The organism is Ruegeria sp. BE1, from assembly GCF_056538885.1.
In genome coordinates, this window is record NZ_JBQFTY010000008.1 from 106166 (window position 1) to 122347 (window position 16182).

The following is a 16182-nucleotide window of genomic DNA, read 5'->3' on the forward strand; positions in this document are numbered from 1 at the left end:
TGCTAGGCCCCCTATTCCGCCGCCAGCTCACCGGCTGGCACCAGAACCGCGTTGCGGGTCTCGTATTCCAGCCGGATGGTCTGGCCTGTGTGATCCTCAAATGATTGACCCACATTTGGCAGGGAGACCTTGATCTCTTTCCCGCCTTCGCCTTCCGTGAAGATGTTGAAAGCGTTGCCTTCGAACTCTTCATGCTTGACGCGGGCCGTGACGCAGTGATCACCCGGCGCATCATTAGACGCGATGGCAAAAGCCTCGGGTCGGATGAACATCATCGCTTCGTCCCCTTCGCGCATTTTGCCCTGATTGGCGGTTGAAATCCGCGCCATCAGATCGCCGGTGCGGTTGGTCGAGATCACGGCCTCAGTCCCCATGACCTGCTTGATCTTGCCGCGGAACACGTTGTTTTCACCGACGAATGAGGCCGCAAAGGCCGTGTTCGGGTCGTTATAGATGGTTTTTCCATCGGCGATCTGGTCGATCACACCCGCGCGCATGACGGCGATATTGTCCGACATGGTCAGGGCCTCACCCTGATCGTGGGTGATATAGATGAAGGTGATTCCGACCCGCTGCTGAATCTCGCGCAGTTCCGTCCGCATATGCTGGCGCAGCTTCAGGTCCAGCGCCGAGAGCGGTTCATCCAGCAACAGCACATCGGGTTCCGCACACAGAGCACGAGCAATGGCCACACGCTGACGCTGGCCGCCCGACAGCTCACTGGGCAGTTTGTCCCCCTGCCCCGGCAGCGCGATCATGTCCAGCAACTCATCCGCGCGCTTGCGACGTTCCTTGGCGCTGGCGCCTTTGATCTCCATCGAAAAGGTAATGTTTTCCCACACTTTCATCAGCGGGAAGAGTGCCAGGTTCTGAAAGATCAGTGCCGTGGGACGCTTGTTCGGACCAATCCCACGCATATCCTTGCCGCCGATCAGGACCTTGCCCTCGCTGGGGTCAAGAAACCCGGACACGGCCCGCAGGATCGTGGTCTTTCCACAGCCCGAGGGGCCAAGGAAGGAAAAGAAATCGCCCCCGTTGATATTCACGTTGGCGTCGCGAACGGCAACGAAATCGCCAAAGCGAATCCACAGATTCTCAAGATCTACACCGACCCCTGCACTCATTTTGGTATCTCCGTCAGGTGCGGGTGGTGGCCGCACCAAAATAACGTCCGTCACGCCAAAATGGCGCGCGGGTGGATAACCCCCTGCCACGTGGCAGAGGGTTGTTTTTCAAAGCAATCAGGCGCTTTTGAACTTGTTGACGAACTCGGTCCGTGTTTCCGCATACCACGGGGCCTCGGCCGGCCACGGGTTGAGGTTGGCCAGCGAGTCGCCCGGATAGGCTTCGGCAAAGTTCTTTTTGTAGGTGTCGCCCGAATACTGGTCAGCCCCCAGAACCGGCGAGTTATAGCCGTGGCTGTCAATCGCAACACCGGCCGGTTTCGCCTGATAGGCAAAGTCGATGAAGGCATAAATCTGATCGACATTGGTGGCACCGGTTGGCATCGCAATACCGTCGACCCACGCCATCGCACCTTCGACCGGGGCCTGATAATGCACCGGCTCACCTGCCGATTTCAGCGCCAGTGGCGGGCCGTCCCAGGTCTGTCCAACAACCACACCTTCGTTCAGCAGACCGTTTTTCTGGGTATCCGCGTCGTTCCAGATCAGCTTGATCCGGTTTTTGCGGTCAATGCACCAATCGGTGATCTGCCCCCAAACCTTGCGCATGGTGTCTTCGTCGCCGTAAGCGGCCCAGACCGAGCCTGGCTCCATCTCGCCCGCGGCTTCCATATACAGACCCGCACCCAGCATCATCGAATGCGCACGGCCCATTGTTTTACCCGCGTTCTCTTCGGACCAGACGTCGCCATAGGATGGCGCGTCGCCCTCGGGCAGCCACAGGTCGGTGCGATAGGCAATGCCTTCGGTGCCCCAGATATGCGGCAGCCAGTGCACGCCGCTGTCGGCAAAGTTCCAGGCATCCGTGCCAATCGCCGCCATCGCCGGGTTCACCAGATCAATCGGCACTTTGTTCATGTCAAAAGGCTGCAGCAGCTCAAGCGGCTCCCACTGCAGGGACCGGTTGTTGGTGGGCGACACGATGTCAAAGCCCTGACCCTTGGTGGCCTTCATCTTGTTGATGATTTCTTCGTTCGACCCGATGCCGGTATAGTTCACCTTGATCCCGGTCAGGGTTTCGAACTCCTGTAGGAAAGTGGGCGGCAGATAGTCCGACCACATCAGAATGTTGATCTCACCCGAGGATGCCAGTGCGCTTTTGCTGTAGAGCGGTGCAGCCAGCGCTGCCGCGCCTGCGCCCTTTAGCACCGTGCGTCTGGAAAGCGTTTTCCGTTCAGCCATTGTCGTATCTCCCGTTGTTGGTCTTGGTCGTTTTTTGTTGTGTGAATGCAGGTTAGAGCTTTGCGATACCGCTGTCAGTCCAAAAGTGACAGTTACCGGTTTCGGCGCGTCCAGTTTGCAATCGTTTGAAACAGAACCGGATTCAAGTCCCGGTCCACTTTGCATCCCGATACCATAAGACGGGAATTCTGAATCTCAAACCAAATCCGCGCTGTGCGCTGATCCAAGCGTTGCAACCAGTGTTGCGACGACCTGTCTCACCCGGGACGCTTAGTATATGATAGCGCTATCATTTTTCCTGCTACGCACCTGATCAAACACTGCCCGAACCCGGTAAGACACCGAAAACCCCGGATAAAACTGGCAAAATCGCTGCCATCCTGATAGGTGCAGCACACCCGTTCAAACAGGTTCTGACCATGCAATATTCCCGTTCCGATTTCCCCGCAGACTTCCTGTTTGGTGTGACCGGTCCCGATCAGGTGGAAACCGCCCCTCAGACATTCGACACACTGCGCGATACTGGATTTGATTGTGTGCACATTGCCCTGAATTGGGCGCAAGTTTCACCGGCCGACCAAGGGCAGACAACCCCCGATGCTCTGGCCCACTATGATCGGTTGATTGATGCGCTGCTTGAACGGGGGCTACGCCCAAGCGTGGTGTTGTACGATGGAACTCTGCCTCCGACGCTGCTGGATCAGGGCGGGTGGCGGAACCGCGACATCTGCCATTGGTTCACCGAATACACCGAGACAGCGATGGGGCACCTTGGCGATCGGGTGTACAGTGTTGCGCCGTTCAACCCGCGCCAGACGTTGCGCGCGGTCAGTTTTGCCAGCGACCCCCGCACTGCGGCGCGGTCCGTGCATCACATGTTGCTGGCCCAAAGCCACGCGCTTGGGGCTATGCGCGGGTTGGGGCTGACGAATCTGGGTGCCATGGCAAGCCTGTCGGTTTCCAATGACATCGTCCTTTCAGCATTTTCGGAGGGCGTGTTGGACAAAGCGTATTCAAAAAACACGCTGACCCGGTTCGAGCCGCATTTGCCAACGGGCTGGCAGGATGACTTTGCCAGCATTGGTACCAAGACGGATTGGCTGGGCCTCAGCTTTGACGCCCCAAACGCGCTGAGCGCCCTGCCCCCAACCCCGCTGGATCAGCCCCTTGTTCTGATCAATGAAGGGCACAGAGACGCCGATTTCACCGATACACTTGCGGCGGTTCATGGTGCTGTGACACTGGGGGCATCTGTCCAGGTGCTTATCATGCCGTGGCACAAGGATCGGGATTTGTCCGCCCTGAAGCCCCTACTTGCGGGGTCCAATGTCGCGGTGCCCCTTGCGCAAGGTGCAGGGTCACTGCGGGATCACTGGAACCTGGTGGCGGATATCGGCGGCACCAATACCCGTTTGGGCGTCGTCACACACGGCAAGCTGACGGATCTGCGCAAATACCCCACCGGCACGCTACCCGACTTGCTCAACGCGTTTCACAGTCTGCGCGATGAAATCGGCACCGATCCCCGCGCTGTCGTCGCCGCCGGGGCAGGACCCGTAAGGGGTGGTGTAATCCGGCTGACCAACGCCAATCTCGATCTGGCCGAGGATGACATCGGCGGCGCCACGGGCGCGCAGCATACGTTTGTAATCAACGACTTTACCGCAGCGGCCTGGTCCGTTGCCGAGATCACCGGCGACGATGTCGAGGTGCTGCAGGGCGCGCCCACCCCGCCCACCGGAACCCGGCTTGTGGTTGGGCCCGGAACCGGCCTTGGGGTCGGGGCGCTGCTGTATTCCGAGGGTCGCTATCACACCGCTTCGGGTGAAGGGGGCCATATCGGCCTGTCTCCGCGCCATGCGGATGAGGTGGACATCTTTCGCGCCGCCCGCCAGTTTGCGCCCGAGTGCTTTTTTGACGACACATTGGTGCTGGAGGCCGAAATGTTCCTCAGCGGCACCGGCCTGCCCATCCTGTATCGGGCCGCTCAACTGGCCTCGGGCCAAAGCGAAACCACACAACGCAGCGCCCGCGACATTCTTGAGGATGCCCGCGCCGGCACCGATCCAATCGCCATCAAAACCGCCGAACTCTTTACCACCCATCTGGGTGCTGTCATGGGTGATCTGGCGGTCGTTCTGATGCCCGCAGGCGGGGTTTTCCTGGTGGGGGGCGTCGCCGAAAAGAACCGCTGGCTGTTTGGTGACAGTTTCCGTGCGGCGTTTAACGCGGGCGGGCGGTTCAGCGATTTACGGCAATCCTTCAACCTTTATGTTTCGGAACAGGACGAATTTGGCATTGTTGGCGCTAACAACTTCTGTAAGGCTGCCATTGAACGTTAAACCGCCCCTGTGAATTCCGCGCAAAAGAAAGGACCCCCTTATGATCCTGTGCTGTGGCGAAGCCCTGATCGACATGATCCCCGCCCCAACCGTTTCAGGGGGCGACGGCTTTGTGCCGCATTCGGGCGGCGCCATTTTCAACACTGCCATCGCATTGGGGCGTCTGGGCGCGCCTGCCGGTCTGTTGACGGGCATATCGACGGATATGTTTGGCGCGCAGCTGGCCGATGCCTTGCAGGCCAGCCACGTGGATGGCAGCCACCTGATCCGCTCGGACCGCCCTACAACGTTGGCGTTTGTGCAGTTGAAGGACGGGCATGCAACTTACACGTTCAACGATGAGAACTCGGCCGGACGCATGCTGACGCCCGCAGATATGCCGGATCAGCTGAACGCGGTCTCGGCCCTGTATTTTGGCGGAATCAGCCTGGCCTGTGAGCCCTGCGCCGACGCCTATGCCGCGCTTTTGGACCGGCACGGGGCGGATCGGGCGGTGATGATTGATCCGAACATCCGCCCCGATTTCATCAAGGACCAAACCCGGTATCGCACACGCCTGAACCAGATGATCGCACAGAGCGACATCCTCAAGGTTTCGGACGAGGATCTGAACTGGATCATCCCCGGCCCCGAACGCCTTGCCGACAAGGTTCCGCTGTTGCTGCAGGCCGGGCCTGCCGTTGTCATTGTGACCCGTGGCGGCGATGGTGCCTCCGGGTATCTGGCCGATGGGTCCGAAACCTCGGTCCCGGTGCGCCCGGTTCAGGTTGTCGACACTGTCGGCGCCGGCGACACGTTCAACGCAGGCGTTCTGGCCGAGCTGGAAAGCGGCGGTCACCTGACCAAAACCGCGTTGCGCACCCTCAGCGCAGACCAATTGCGCGCAGCTCTGGCCAAAGGGGCCGAAGTGGCCGCCGTTACCGTATCGCGTGCAGGGGCCAATCCCCCCTGGGCGCACGAGCTCTGATCCACAAGGGACCACCATGAAACGCTCTGACATCAACGCCATCAAAACCGAGGCCGAGGCCTTTATCCGCTCGTTCGGCGCAGTTCTTCCGCCCTTTGCCAACTGGACCCCGGACGAGATGCGCAGCGACAAAGCCGCAGGTATCCGGGACCGGGGTCTGGGCTGGGACATCACCGACTACGGACAAGGCCGGTTCGATGAACTGGGCCTGTTCCTGTTCACCCTGCGCAATGGCGATGTTGCCGATCTGAGCAGTGGTCGGGGGATGCTCTATGCGGAAAAGCTGCTGATCTCTCGCGTCAATCAACTGTCGCCGATGCACCGCCATATCATCAAGGCCGAGGATATTATCAATCGGGGCGGCGGAGATCTGGTGATGGAGATCTACGCCTCGGACCCGCAGGGCGGTATAGATCGCGACACGCCGATTGTCGTGCCAAGTGACGGCTGCGCGGTCACGATCACACCCGGTGAGATGTTGCGCCTGAAACCGGGCGAAAGCGTCACGCTGATGCCCGGGGTCTGGCACGCGTTCTGGGCAGAAAAGGCCGATTGTCTGATTGGTGAGGTTTCGACCGTCAATGACGACCGCACCGACAACGTGTTCGAGGACCCGATCCCCCGCTTTGCCTCGATCGAGGAAGACGCCGATCCCGATTTCCTGCTGGTTGCGGACTATTATGGATAAGCCCCTTTTCCAGAAGGGGAAAATCGCTGTAATATGGGTGTGGAAACCGGAAAAGGACCGCGCCCATGGTCACAAAAGCCGAACTTGAAGCCCAGGTCGCCGATCTGCGCCGTCAATTGGCCGAGCAAACAAGCGCCGCTGAAAAAGCGACAGCGGCACCGCACCATGACACGGTGGCTGACAAGATTGCCGAAAATATCGACAACTGGTCGGGTCAATTGGAAGAGGCCCTGACCGAGCTTGAAGACCTGCCGCATAACCGGCCCATTCTGTTTGCTCTGGGCATTTTCACGCTTGGCTATCTGCTGGGCCGGTCCCGGTAGGAGCTGACCATGAGCCGTATTTCACGAAACATCTCGATCATTCTGCGCGCTGAACGGCTGATCGCACAGCGCCATGTGGCCGTGGCCGCGCGGCGCACGGGGTTTTATGCAGCAGCCGGGCTGGCGGTTGGACTGGCCGTCGTCATGCTGAACATTGCCGGGTTCTTTTGGCTATCGGCCACACTGTCGAAACCGGCTGCCGCGCTGATTTTGGCCGGGGCCAATCTGGTGCTGGCGCTGTTGCTTGTGATGCTGGCCAACACCCAAGACGCCCAGGCTGACACAACCGCCGCGGTCGAGCTGCGGGATATGGCGCTGCAGGACATTGAATCTGAGGTCAAAGACACTCTGTCCGACGCAAGGGGCACCATGGCGGGCCTGCGGCGCGACCCGCTGGCGGCCCTGTCGCCCGATATCATCAGTACCGTGCTTGGGGTTTTGGTCCGATACGCGCGGCGGCGGAAATCCAAGCCCGAGGAATAGTGGCCCTCAGATCATCTGCGCGGCGGCGCGGGCGATCACCATTTCCTCATTCGTGGGGATCGTCAGAACCCGCACGCGGCTGGTATCCTTGGACAGCACAGTGTCGCGGTTGGCATTTCGATCGGCATCCATCTCAATCCCGATCCAGCCCAGACCGTCGCAGACCTGTTGCCGGATCTGGGTCGCGTTCTCGCCCACACCTCCGGTAAAGACCAAAGCGTCGATCCCCTGCATTGCGGCAGCCAATGCGCCCAGTTCGGCCCGGATGCGCGACACGTAATAGTCAATCGCGCCCCGTGTGTCGGGCGTGTCGGCCTCAAGCAGATCGCGCATGTCCGAGCTGAGACCCGACAGGCCCAGCAAACCGGACTTGCGATACAACAGATCGGCGATTTCGTCGGCCGACAGCCCCTCCTGCTGCAACATGTACAGCATGACACCCGGGTCCAATTGCCCGCTGCGTGTTCCCATCGGCAACCCGTCCAGCGCCGAGAAACCCATGGTCGACGCAACAGCACGCCCGCCCGAGACCGCACACATGGATGCGCCGTTGCCCAGATGGGCAATCACCACCCGACCCGCATAGAGGTCAGGCGCAGTCTCTTTTAGCGTCTGTGTGATGTAGTCATAGCTGAGCCCATGAAAGCCATAGCGGCGCACACCTCTGTCGTAATAGCTTTGCGGCAGGGCAAAGGTGTCATTCACCCATGGGTGGGTTCGATGAAACGCCGTGTCAAAGCAGGCCACTTGCACCGTTTCGGGAAAGGCCGCACTGGCCGCCTGTATACCGGCCAGACTGTAAGGCTGGTGCAGGGGCGCAAAGGGGATAAGTCCGCTCAGGACTTCAGTCACCCTGTCGTCGATCCGCACCGGCTCGGAATATTCAGTCCCACCATGGACAACCCGATGGCCAATCGCCCGGATGCGCATACCGGGCATGTATTCATCCATCATCCCCAGAAACGCCTGAATGGCCGCGTCGTGACCCTGAACCTGGGTCAGCTCGCGCTTGATCTTTCTGCCGTCTTCAAACCGGGCCTCCAGCCGGGGCACATCCTGCAGGTTTTCGATCTGGCCGTTCCAGCGCAGCACAGGAGTGTTGCCATCCTCCAATTCGTACAGTGCGAATTTCAACGAGGACGAGCCGGCATTCAGCGCCAGAATATGATCAGACATTCACTTTTCCCTTAAGTGCCAAAGCGTGCAGCGCCGCCACTGCGCAAGAGGCCAGCCGCGACGCATCATCATCCGCCCGCGAGGTTAGAATGATCGGCACCGTCGCGCCAACAACAATCCCCGCCGCCTCAGCATGCGAGATATAGGTCAGCTGTTTGGCCACCATGTTCCCCGCTTCGATATTCGGAGCCACCAGAATATCCGCGACCCCCGCAACCTGCGAATGGATGCCCTTGGTGCGCGCGGCCTTCAGATCCACAGCGTTGTCCATCGCCAGCGGACCATCTACCAGACCGCCTGTGATCTGGCCCCGTTCCGCCATTTTCGACAGCAAGGCCGCATCAACGGATGAGGGCATATGTGGATTGATCGTTTCGACCGCCGATAACACCCCGACCTTGGGCGTTTCGATACCGATAGACTGCGCCAGATGAATGGCGTTCTGTACGATGTCGGCCTTGGTCTCAAGATCGGGTGCGATATTGACCGCCGCATCTGTTACCATGATGGGGCGCGACATGCCCGGCACATCCATCACAAAGACATGCGACAGACGCCGCCCTGTCCGCAGCCCCTTGTCCCGGCGCAGAACTGCATGCAGCAGTTCGTCGGTATGCAGATACCCTTTCATAAGGGTGTGGGCCTTGCCCGACACCACAAGATCAACGGCGCGATGGGCCGCAGTGTGATGGTTGTTCGCCTGGATGATCTCAATCCCCGTAAGGTCTGCACCCAATTCGGCAGCCGCCGCTTCGATCTTGGCCAGATTACCCAAGAGGATTGGCGTGATGATCCCTTTTTTCCTGGCCAGTAACGCACCGCCTAACGAGTTCGGCTCTTCCGGGGCCACCACTGCGGTGGGCATCGGGTCCAGCGGTTCGACCCGGGCAATCAACGCGTCGAAATGGCGATGACGCTGCACCACCAATCCCGGGACTTCGACCGTGTCGAATTTCAGATGCTTGCTGGGCGGAGTCACCTGAACCTCGCCATTCAGGATCAGGGCGTTGTCGCCCACCCGGCGCACCTCGGCTGAACAGATCAGATCACCGTCTTCGCGCTTTTCCTTCACGCTCACCAGAGCTGTGACTTCATCCCCGGCAATGACAGGCAGGTGAAAGACCAAGTCCGACCTGCGTGCCTGCGTACCGGCCCCCGGCAGGATGTTTCCCAGAACAGCCGCGATCAGGCTTGCGGGCCACAGGGCGGGCGCCACCGCCTCGGGGACGCCATCGCCATCCCCGTCATAGCCTGCCAGATGCAGCGGGTTGTGATCGCCCGAGGCCGAGGCAAAAGCATAAAGGTCGTCCACCGTGCACAAGCGGGTAACCTGCGCCTCATCGCCAACCTTGATCTGCTCATAGGTGCGGTTTTCGTTAATCATCGTCAAAGCCTGCCTTTGTTCACCGCAGCTGTCTTTACCCCTGCGATCACGACACCGAAGCCGGGATACTTTCGCCGTCAGATCAAATGTCACGTACAGCGCCTGCGCCATCTCCACAAGCTCTGGCGGGGTTTCGACCGGCCTTAGCGATAAAACGTAACACCCATGCGATGACACGCTAAACCGAGGGGCCCTTGCGATAGGCGCTGGGGGTGCGCCCGAACTCGGACCGGAATGCCCGGGTCATTGCGCTGGCGCTCTCATACCCGCTGCGGCTGGCAATCTCGGCGATGGACAGGTCCGTGTCTTCGGCCAGCCTTCGCGCCAGATTCAGACGCAAGCGCCGATAAAGGGCCTGTGGCGTCGTCGCCAATTCCGCCTGCACCCGGCTTTCCAGCCGTTTTTGCGAGGTCCCGATGCGCCGCGCAAGCTGCGTAATGGGCAAAGGCGTTTCCAGATTGGCCTGCATCACCGCCAGCGCCTTGTTGACAAGGCTGTCCTCGGATTTCAGCGGCAGTCGGTAGTGATCCGCCCCGGTGCGGCTCATCAGCAAATGCGCGACTTCCATGGACAATAACGGCCCCTGATCCCTGCGAATAAGGGCCGAGGCCAGATCAAAGGCCGCCATCGCGCCGGAACAGGTCAGCCGGTCCCCATCGATGACATATCGTTCCTGCTCGGCATTCACGGCGGGGAAAGCCTCTTCGAAACGCGACAGTTCATCCCAATGAATGGTGGCGCGATGATCGTCCAGCAAACCCGCGCGCGCCAACAGCCAGCTGCCGGTGTCCAGCCCCGCCAGTTGCCGGTGCCGCCCCGCCGCGGACAAGACCGCCCGGACCACCCCGCGCGTATCCAGCTTTAGAAACCCGTAAGACGGCATGACAACCAAAACATCCCCTGTCTGATCACCCAAGGCCCCATCCGGGGTAACGGCCAAACCGCTGGAACTGAGCACTCTGGCCCCGTCGATCGAGCAGAACCGCCAGGAATAGAGCTTTTGCAGTGACAGAGTATTGGCGGCGCGCAGCGGCTCGACCATGTTTGCAAGGCAATGGTTCGAAAATCCGTCAAACAGCAAAATCGTGTAAGCCTGACTCAAATTTTCCAACCTTGCATGTTTTTTGTCGAATTCTGCATGCCATGAGACTGCGCAATGCCGTTTCCTGCGTCAATCACCTATTCAAGGAAGACGCGCGATGCAGTTTGGTCTGTCAGAAGAACAGGAAATGATCGTCTCCACGGTCCGCAGCTTTGTCGAAAATGAAATCTACCCGCATGAGGCCGAGGTTGAGCGCACCGGGCAGGTCCCGCGCGAGCTGGGCGAAGAGATCAAACAGAAGTGTATCGATCTGGGCTTTTATGCCTGCAACTTCCCCGAAGAGGTTGGCGGCGCGGGTCTGAGCCACGTGGATTTCACGCTGGTCGAGCGTGAACTGGGTCGCGGGTCAATGGCCCTGACGCATTTCTTTGGCCGCCCGCAGAACATCCTGATGGCCTGCAACGACGAACAGCGTGAACGCTACCTGCTGCCCGCCGTGCGCGGCGAAAAGATGGATGCGCTGGCGATGACGGAACCCGATGCCGGATCGGATGTGCGCGGTATGAAATGTCAGGCCGTGCGGGATGGTGGCGATTGGGTCGTGAACGGCTCCAAGCATTTCATCTCGGGCGCCGAGCACGCGGATTTCTTTATCGTCTTCATCGCCACCGGCGTGGACGAAACCCCCAAAGGCCCCAAGAAACGCATCACCACCTTTCTGGTTGATCGCGGAACGCCGGGCTTCGAGGTGCGCGAAGGCTATAATTCGGTCAGTCACAAGGGCTACAAGAACTACATCCTCTACTTCGACAATTGCCGCCTGCCCGACGCGCAGGTTCTGGGCGAGGTGGATGGCGGCTTTGCCGTCATGAACGAATGGCTTTACGCCACCCGTCTGACCGTGGCTGCGTTTTCCGTCGGTCGCGCGCGCAGGTGTTTCGACTATGCGCTGAGCTATGCGGCCGAACGCAAGCAGTTCGGCCAGCCGATTGGCAAGTTTCAGGGCGTTGGCTTTCAGATCGCTGACATGATCACCGAGATTGACGCCGCCGACTGGCTGACCCTGTCCGCCGCATGGCGTCTGGATGAAAACCTGCCCTCAAACCGCGAGATTGCCTCGGCCAAGCTTTATGCGTCGGAAATGCTGGCGCGGGTCACCGATGCCACGCTGCAGATCTATGGTGGTATGGGTCTGATGGATGACTTCCCCATTGAACGGTTCTGGCGTGATGCGCGGGTCGAACGTATCTGGGACGGCACCAGCGAAATTCAGCGCCATATCATCAGCCGTGACCTTCTGCGTCCGCTGGGCGCCTGACGATGGCACGGGATCTGACCCGCCTGCTGCGCCCGCAATCCATCGCCGTTGTCGGAGGCGGCGCATGGTGCGAGCAGGTGATCCTGCAATCCGAACGGATGGGATACACGGGTGACATCTGGCCCGTGCATCCCAAGGCCGCAAAGATCGCGGGCCATGCGGTCTATGGCCACCTCGAAGACCTGCCCGCCGCCCCGGATGCCGTGTTCATCGGCATCAACCGCCACGCCACGATTGAGGCGGTGCGTATCTTGTCCGGCATGGGGGCCGGGGGCGCGGTTTGTTTCGCCTCGGGTTTTTCCGAGGCTGTGGCTGAGGACGAAACAGGCGGCGATCTGCAGGATCAGCTGATCGCCGCTGCGGGCGACATGCCCATTCTGGGGCCGAACTGCTATGGCTTTATCAACGCTTTGGACGGTGCGTTGCTGTGGCCCGATCAGCATGGGGCCAAACGGGTAGACTCGGGCGTTGCGATCCTGACGCAAAGCTCGAACATCTCGATCAACCTGACCATGCAGAAACGCGCGCTGCCGATTGCCTATATGGTGACCTGTGGAAACATGGCGCAGACCTCGCAGGCGGAAATCGCGTCAGCCCTGATCGACGATCCACGGGTGACTGCCGTGGGTCTGCATATCGAAGGGTTCAAAGACATCCGCGAATGGGAGGCGCTGGCCGCCAAGGCGTATGACAAAGGCATCCCGCTGGTCGCGCTCAAAGTCGGGGCCTCGGACCAGGCACAGGCGGCGACCGTGTCGCATACCGCGTCGCTTGCCGGCAGCGATGCAGGCGCGCAGGCGCTGTTGGAACGGTTGGGCATCCCGCGCCTGTCCGCCCTGCCTGATTTTCTTGAGACGCTGAAGCTGTTGCATTGCTATGGCCCGCTGCCGGGTGGCAATATCGCCTCGATCAGCTGTTCGGGGGGTGAGGCCAGCCTGATCGCGGATATGGCTTTGGGCACGGGGCTGACCTTTCCGCGCCTGACCGACGACAAGAAAGACCATCTGCGGGCAGCACTTGGGCCCATGGTCGCGCTGAACAATCCGCTGGACTACCACACCTATATCTGGCGCGATGAAGAGGCCATGGCACGTGCGTGGTCCGGCATGACCGGCGATGACATCGACCTGACCTTTTCCATCCTCGACTACCCGACCACGGATGCAAGCGACTGGGCCTATGCCTCACGCGCGGCGATGAAGGTGAGGGCGGACACAGGCGCGCGGTTCGCGATTGCCGCGACCTTGCCAGAGCTGCTGCCCGAAGATGTCGCGCAGGAATTGGTGGCCGGAGGCGTCGTGCCCTTCATGGGACTGCGTGAGGCACTGGCCGCAACCCGCGCCGCGGGTCAGGTGCGCGCCCCGTCACCGCAACCGGTTTGGCTGCCAGGCACGGCAGAGGCAACCGACACCCTGTCCGAGGGCACGGCCAAACAGGTGCTCGCCGAATGTGGCCTGCTTGTCCCGCAGAACCGCACCGTGCGCGGCGTGGAGGCGACGAGCGCTGCGCAAGACATGCAGGCACCGTTCGCGGTCAAAGGCGTGGGGCTGGCGCATAAGTCCGAACATGCCGCCGTTCGGCTGGGTATCCGGGCCGAAGACGTGGCCGCGACAGCCACCGACATCGGCACCGATGAGATTTTGATCGAAGAGATGATCACCGGGGCTGTCGCCGAATTGCTGGTGGGTGTCGTGCGCGATCCGGCCCATGGCTTTGTGCTGACGCTGGGCGCGGGCGGAGTTCTGACCGAAGTGCTGCGCGATACGGCATCGTTGCTTTTGCCCGCAACCGGTGATGACATCCGCCGCGCGTTGAACAGTTTGAAAATCGCACCGCTTTTGGCGGGCTATCGCGGACAACCGGCGGCTGATATGGATGCAATCATCCGCGCCGTTGAGGCCGTTCAGACCTATGTGATGCAAAATACCGACACGACCCACGAGGTCGAGATCAACCCGCTTCTCTGCACGCCCAACAAGGCTGTGGCAGTGGACGCCCTTATCCGAAAGGCCTGACAGATGGACCCGATCAAGACACGACGCGACGGCGCGATCCTCGAAGTGACGCTGGACCGGCCCAAGGCCAACGCAATCGATCTGGCAACCAGCCGCGTGATGGGCGAGGTTTTTGCCGAATTTCGCGACGACCCGGACCTGCGTGTGGCGATCCTGACCGGCGGGGGCGACAAGTTCTTTTGCCCCGGTTGGGATCTGAAAGCCGCCGCCGATGGCGATGCGGTGGATGGGGATTATGGCGTGGGCGGCTTTGGCGGGTTGCAGGAACTGCGCGATCTGAACAAACCCTTGATCGCAGCGGTCAATGGCATCGCCTGTGGCGGCGGGCTGGAACTGGCGCTGTCGGCTGACATGATCCTGGCCGCAGAACACGCCACGTTTGCCCTGCCCGAAATCAGGTCGGGCACCGTGGCAGACGCGGCCAGCGTCAAACTGCCCAAGCGCATCCCCTACCACATCGCGATGGAGCTGCTGCTGACCGGTCGCTGGTTCGATGCAGAGGAAGCACATCGTTGGGGGCTGGTGAACGAAATCACCGCCGCCGATCAGTTGATGGACCGCGCATGGGAGCTGGCTCGCCTTTTGGCGTCGGGCCCGCCGCTGGTCTATGCGGCAATCAAGGACATTGTCCGCGACGCCGAGGATGCCAAATTTCAGGACGCGATGAACCGCATCACCAAACGCCAGCTGCGCACAGTGGACGTTCTCTACGCCAGCGAGGACCAGCTGGAAGGGGCCCGCGCCTTTGCGGAAAAGCGCGACCCCGTTTGGAAGGGCAAATAAACGCTCAACGCTTTGGCGGCGTCAGCCACTGCGCTGACATGCCAAAGTTCGAGCTTTTGAGCTCTTGCTTGGCGATGGCCTGCAGATGCACCTCATCCGGGCCATCCGCATAGCGCAAAGCCCGCGCCCAGGTATAGCTGTCGGCCAGCGGCGTATCGGGCGTCATGCCCATTGCGCCAAAGACCTGCATGGCCCGGTCGGTTACGGTGGCATGCACATTGGGCGCTACAACCTTGATCAGCGAAATCTCACGCCGCGCAGCCTTGGCCCCGACCTGATCGATCTTCCATGCCGCCTGCAAAGTCAGCAGACGCGCCTGATCGATCTCAAGCCGTGATTTGGCGATCCATTCGCGGATTACACCTTGTTCTGAAAGTTGCTTGCCAAAGGCTTTGCGTTCTTGCGCGCGCTCCACCATCAGCGACAGCGCCATCTCGGCCGCCCCGATCGAGCGCATGCAGTGATGAATGCGCCCCGGCCCCAATCGCGCCTGCGCAAGGGCAAACCCGCTGCCTTCTTCGCCCAGCAGATTGCCAGCAGGCACGCGCACATCCTTGAACACCAGTTCCGCATGGCCTTCGGGGTCGTGCATATTCAGGATCGTGGGGTTGCGCACGATCTCTAGACCCGGTGTGTCCTTGAGCACGATCACCATGCTTTGCTGTTTGTGCCGGTCCGCCTCCGGGTCGGTCTTGCCCATCACGATGAACAGTTTGGTATTCGGATGGCAGGCATTGGTGATGAACCATTTGCGGCCATTGATGACATATTCATCCCCTTCGCGCCGGATCGAGGTGGTGATGTTTGTCGCGTCCGAGCTGGCCACATCCGGTTCCGTCATCGCAAACGAAGATCGGATTTTACCGTTCAGCAAAGGCACCAGCCAATCCGCGCGCTGCTGGGGCGTGGCGAACATGTGCAGCAATTCCATGTTGCCTGTGTCCGGCGCATTGCAATTGAACACCTCGGACGACCATGTGACCTGACCCATCAACTCGGCCAAAGGCGCGTATTCCAGATTGGTCAGCCGCGTTCCGGGTTCATCATCGCGCAGGGATGGCAGGAACAGGTTCCACAGCCCCTCGGCACGCGCCAGCGCCTTGAGGTCTTCCATGAAGGATACCGGGAAATTGCCTGCCTCAATCTCTTCCTTATGGTCGCGGATGCGGGGATAGATATGGGCCTCCATAAAGCGTTTCAGCTGATCTCGGAGCTCCACTGCGCGGGGCGAGGGGGCAAAATCCATGGCAATTCCTTTCCGGACAGGCGCGTGATCGTACAGTTCCCCCGCACCC

Annotated in this window: 14 protein-coding genes; 8 read left to right on the top strand and 6 right to left on the bottom strand. The window is 60.5% G+C overall.

From position 1 onward, the window contains the following. Positions 1-11: 11 nt before the first annotated feature. Positions 12-1124: an ABC transporter ATP-binding protein gene (locus tag ACR0J5_RS19260; RefSeq protein WP_480656284.1), complete on the bottom strand. Its 1113-nt coding sequence runs from the start codon at positions 1122-1124 to the stop codon at positions 12-14. Between the two features lie 117 nt (positions 1125-1241). Then, entirely contained in the window at positions 1242-2366 is a 1125-nt protein-coding gene (locus ACR0J5_RS19265) for an extracellular solute-binding protein (RefSeq protein ID WP_480656286.1), read from the bottom strand. 419 nt (positions 2367-2785) lie between these two features. Between ACR0J5_RS19265 and ACR0J5_RS19270 the strand changes: the two genes are divergently transcribed. The 5 genes from ACR0J5_RS19270 to ACR0J5_RS19290 all read left to right on the top strand — a co-directional run bounded on the left by ACR0J5_RS19270 (position 2786) and on the right by ACR0J5_RS19290 (position 7169). Continuing rightward, positions 2786-4708 carry a family 1 glycosylhydrolase gene (locus ACR0J5_RS19270; RefSeq protein ID WP_480656288.1) on the top strand — a complete coding sequence of 641 codons (1923 nt, stop codon included), beginning with the start codon at positions 2786-2788 and terminating at the stop codon, positions 4706-4708. Between the two features lie 40 nt (positions 4709-4748). After that, positions 4749-5675, top strand: a complete 927-nt coding sequence (locus ACR0J5_RS19275; RefSeq protein WP_480656290.1) for a carbohydrate kinase family protein — start codon at positions 4749-4751, stop codon at positions 5673-5675. A 16-nt stretch (positions 5676-5691) separates the two neighbouring features. Then, the gene (locus ACR0J5_RS19280) at positions 5692-6363 is read left to right on the top strand and encodes a D-lyxose/D-mannose family sugar isomerase (RefSeq protein ID WP_480656292.1); all 672 of its coding nucleotides are present in this window, start codon (positions 5692-5694) and stop codon (positions 6361-6363) included. Positions 6364-6428: 65 nt separating this feature from the next. After that, positions 6429-6686, top strand: a complete 258-nt coding sequence (locus tag ACR0J5_RS19285; protein ID WP_480656294.1) for a hypothetical protein — start codon at positions 6429-6431, stop codon at positions 6684-6686. A gap of 9 nt (positions 6687-6695) precedes the next feature. Continuing rightward, on the top strand, positions 6696-7169 hold the full coding sequence (locus ACR0J5_RS19290) for a hypothetical protein (protein ID WP_480656295.1): 474 nt from the start codon (positions 6696-6698) through the stop codon (positions 7167-7169). Between the two features lie 6 nt (positions 7170-7175). On the opposite strand, the gene ACR0J5_RS19295 is transcribed toward ACR0J5_RS19290, so the two are convergent. The 3 genes from ACR0J5_RS19295 to ACR0J5_RS19305 all read right to left on the bottom strand — a co-directional run bounded on the left by ACR0J5_RS19295 (position 7176) and on the right by ACR0J5_RS19305 (position 10771). Then, on the bottom strand, positions 7176-8345 hold the full coding sequence (locus tag ACR0J5_RS19295; protein ID WP_480656297.1) for an acetate/propionate family kinase: 1170 nt from the start codon (positions 8343-8345) through the stop codon (positions 7176-7178). Further along, positions 8338-9729: a bifunctional enoyl-CoA hydratase/phosphate acetyltransferase gene (locus ACR0J5_RS19300; RefSeq protein WP_480656299.1), complete on the bottom strand. Its 1392-nt coding sequence runs from the start codon at positions 9727-9729 to the stop codon at positions 8338-8340. The genes ACR0J5_RS19295 and ACR0J5_RS19300 overlap by 8 nt, the downstream gene beginning before the upstream one ends. Before the next feature lie 178 nt (positions 9730-9907). Continuing rightward, on the bottom strand, positions 9908-10771 hold the full coding sequence (locus ACR0J5_RS19305; protein WP_480656301.1) for a GlxA family transcriptional regulator: 864 nt from the start codon (positions 10769-10771) through the stop codon (positions 9908-9910). 157 nt (positions 10772-10928) lie between these two features. Between ACR0J5_RS19305 and ACR0J5_RS19310 the strand changes: the two genes are divergently transcribed. From ACR0J5_RS19310 to ACR0J5_RS19320, 3 genes are read left to right on the top strand one after another with little or no spacing between them, the layout of a single operon-like run. Then, the gene (locus ACR0J5_RS19310) at positions 10929-12089 is read left to right on the top strand and encodes an acyl-CoA dehydrogenase family protein (RefSeq protein WP_480656303.1); all 1161 of its coding nucleotides are present in this window, start codon (positions 10929-10931) and stop codon (positions 12087-12089) included. A gap of 2 nt (positions 12090-12091) precedes the next feature. Beyond that, positions 12092-14104: an acetate--CoA ligase family protein gene (locus tag ACR0J5_RS19315; protein ID WP_480656305.1), complete on the top strand. Its 2013-nt coding sequence runs from the start codon at positions 12092-12094 to the stop codon at positions 14102-14104. 3 nt (positions 14105-14107) lie between these two features. Beyond that, positions 14108-14887 carry a carnitinyl-CoA dehydratase gene (locus ACR0J5_RS19320; protein ID WP_480656306.1) on the top strand — a complete coding sequence of 260 codons (780 nt, stop codon included), beginning with the start codon at positions 14108-14110 and terminating at the stop codon, positions 14885-14887. A gap of 4 nt (positions 14888-14891) precedes the next feature. Here ACR0J5_RS19320 and ACR0J5_RS19325 read toward each other — a convergent pair whose 3' ends face one another. Then, the gene (locus ACR0J5_RS19325) at positions 14892-16133 is read right to left on the bottom strand and encodes an acyl-CoA dehydrogenase family protein (protein ID WP_480656307.1); all 1242 of its coding nucleotides are present in this window, start codon (positions 16131-16133) and stop codon (positions 14892-14894) included. Between the last annotated feature and the right edge of the window lie 49 nt (positions 16134-16182).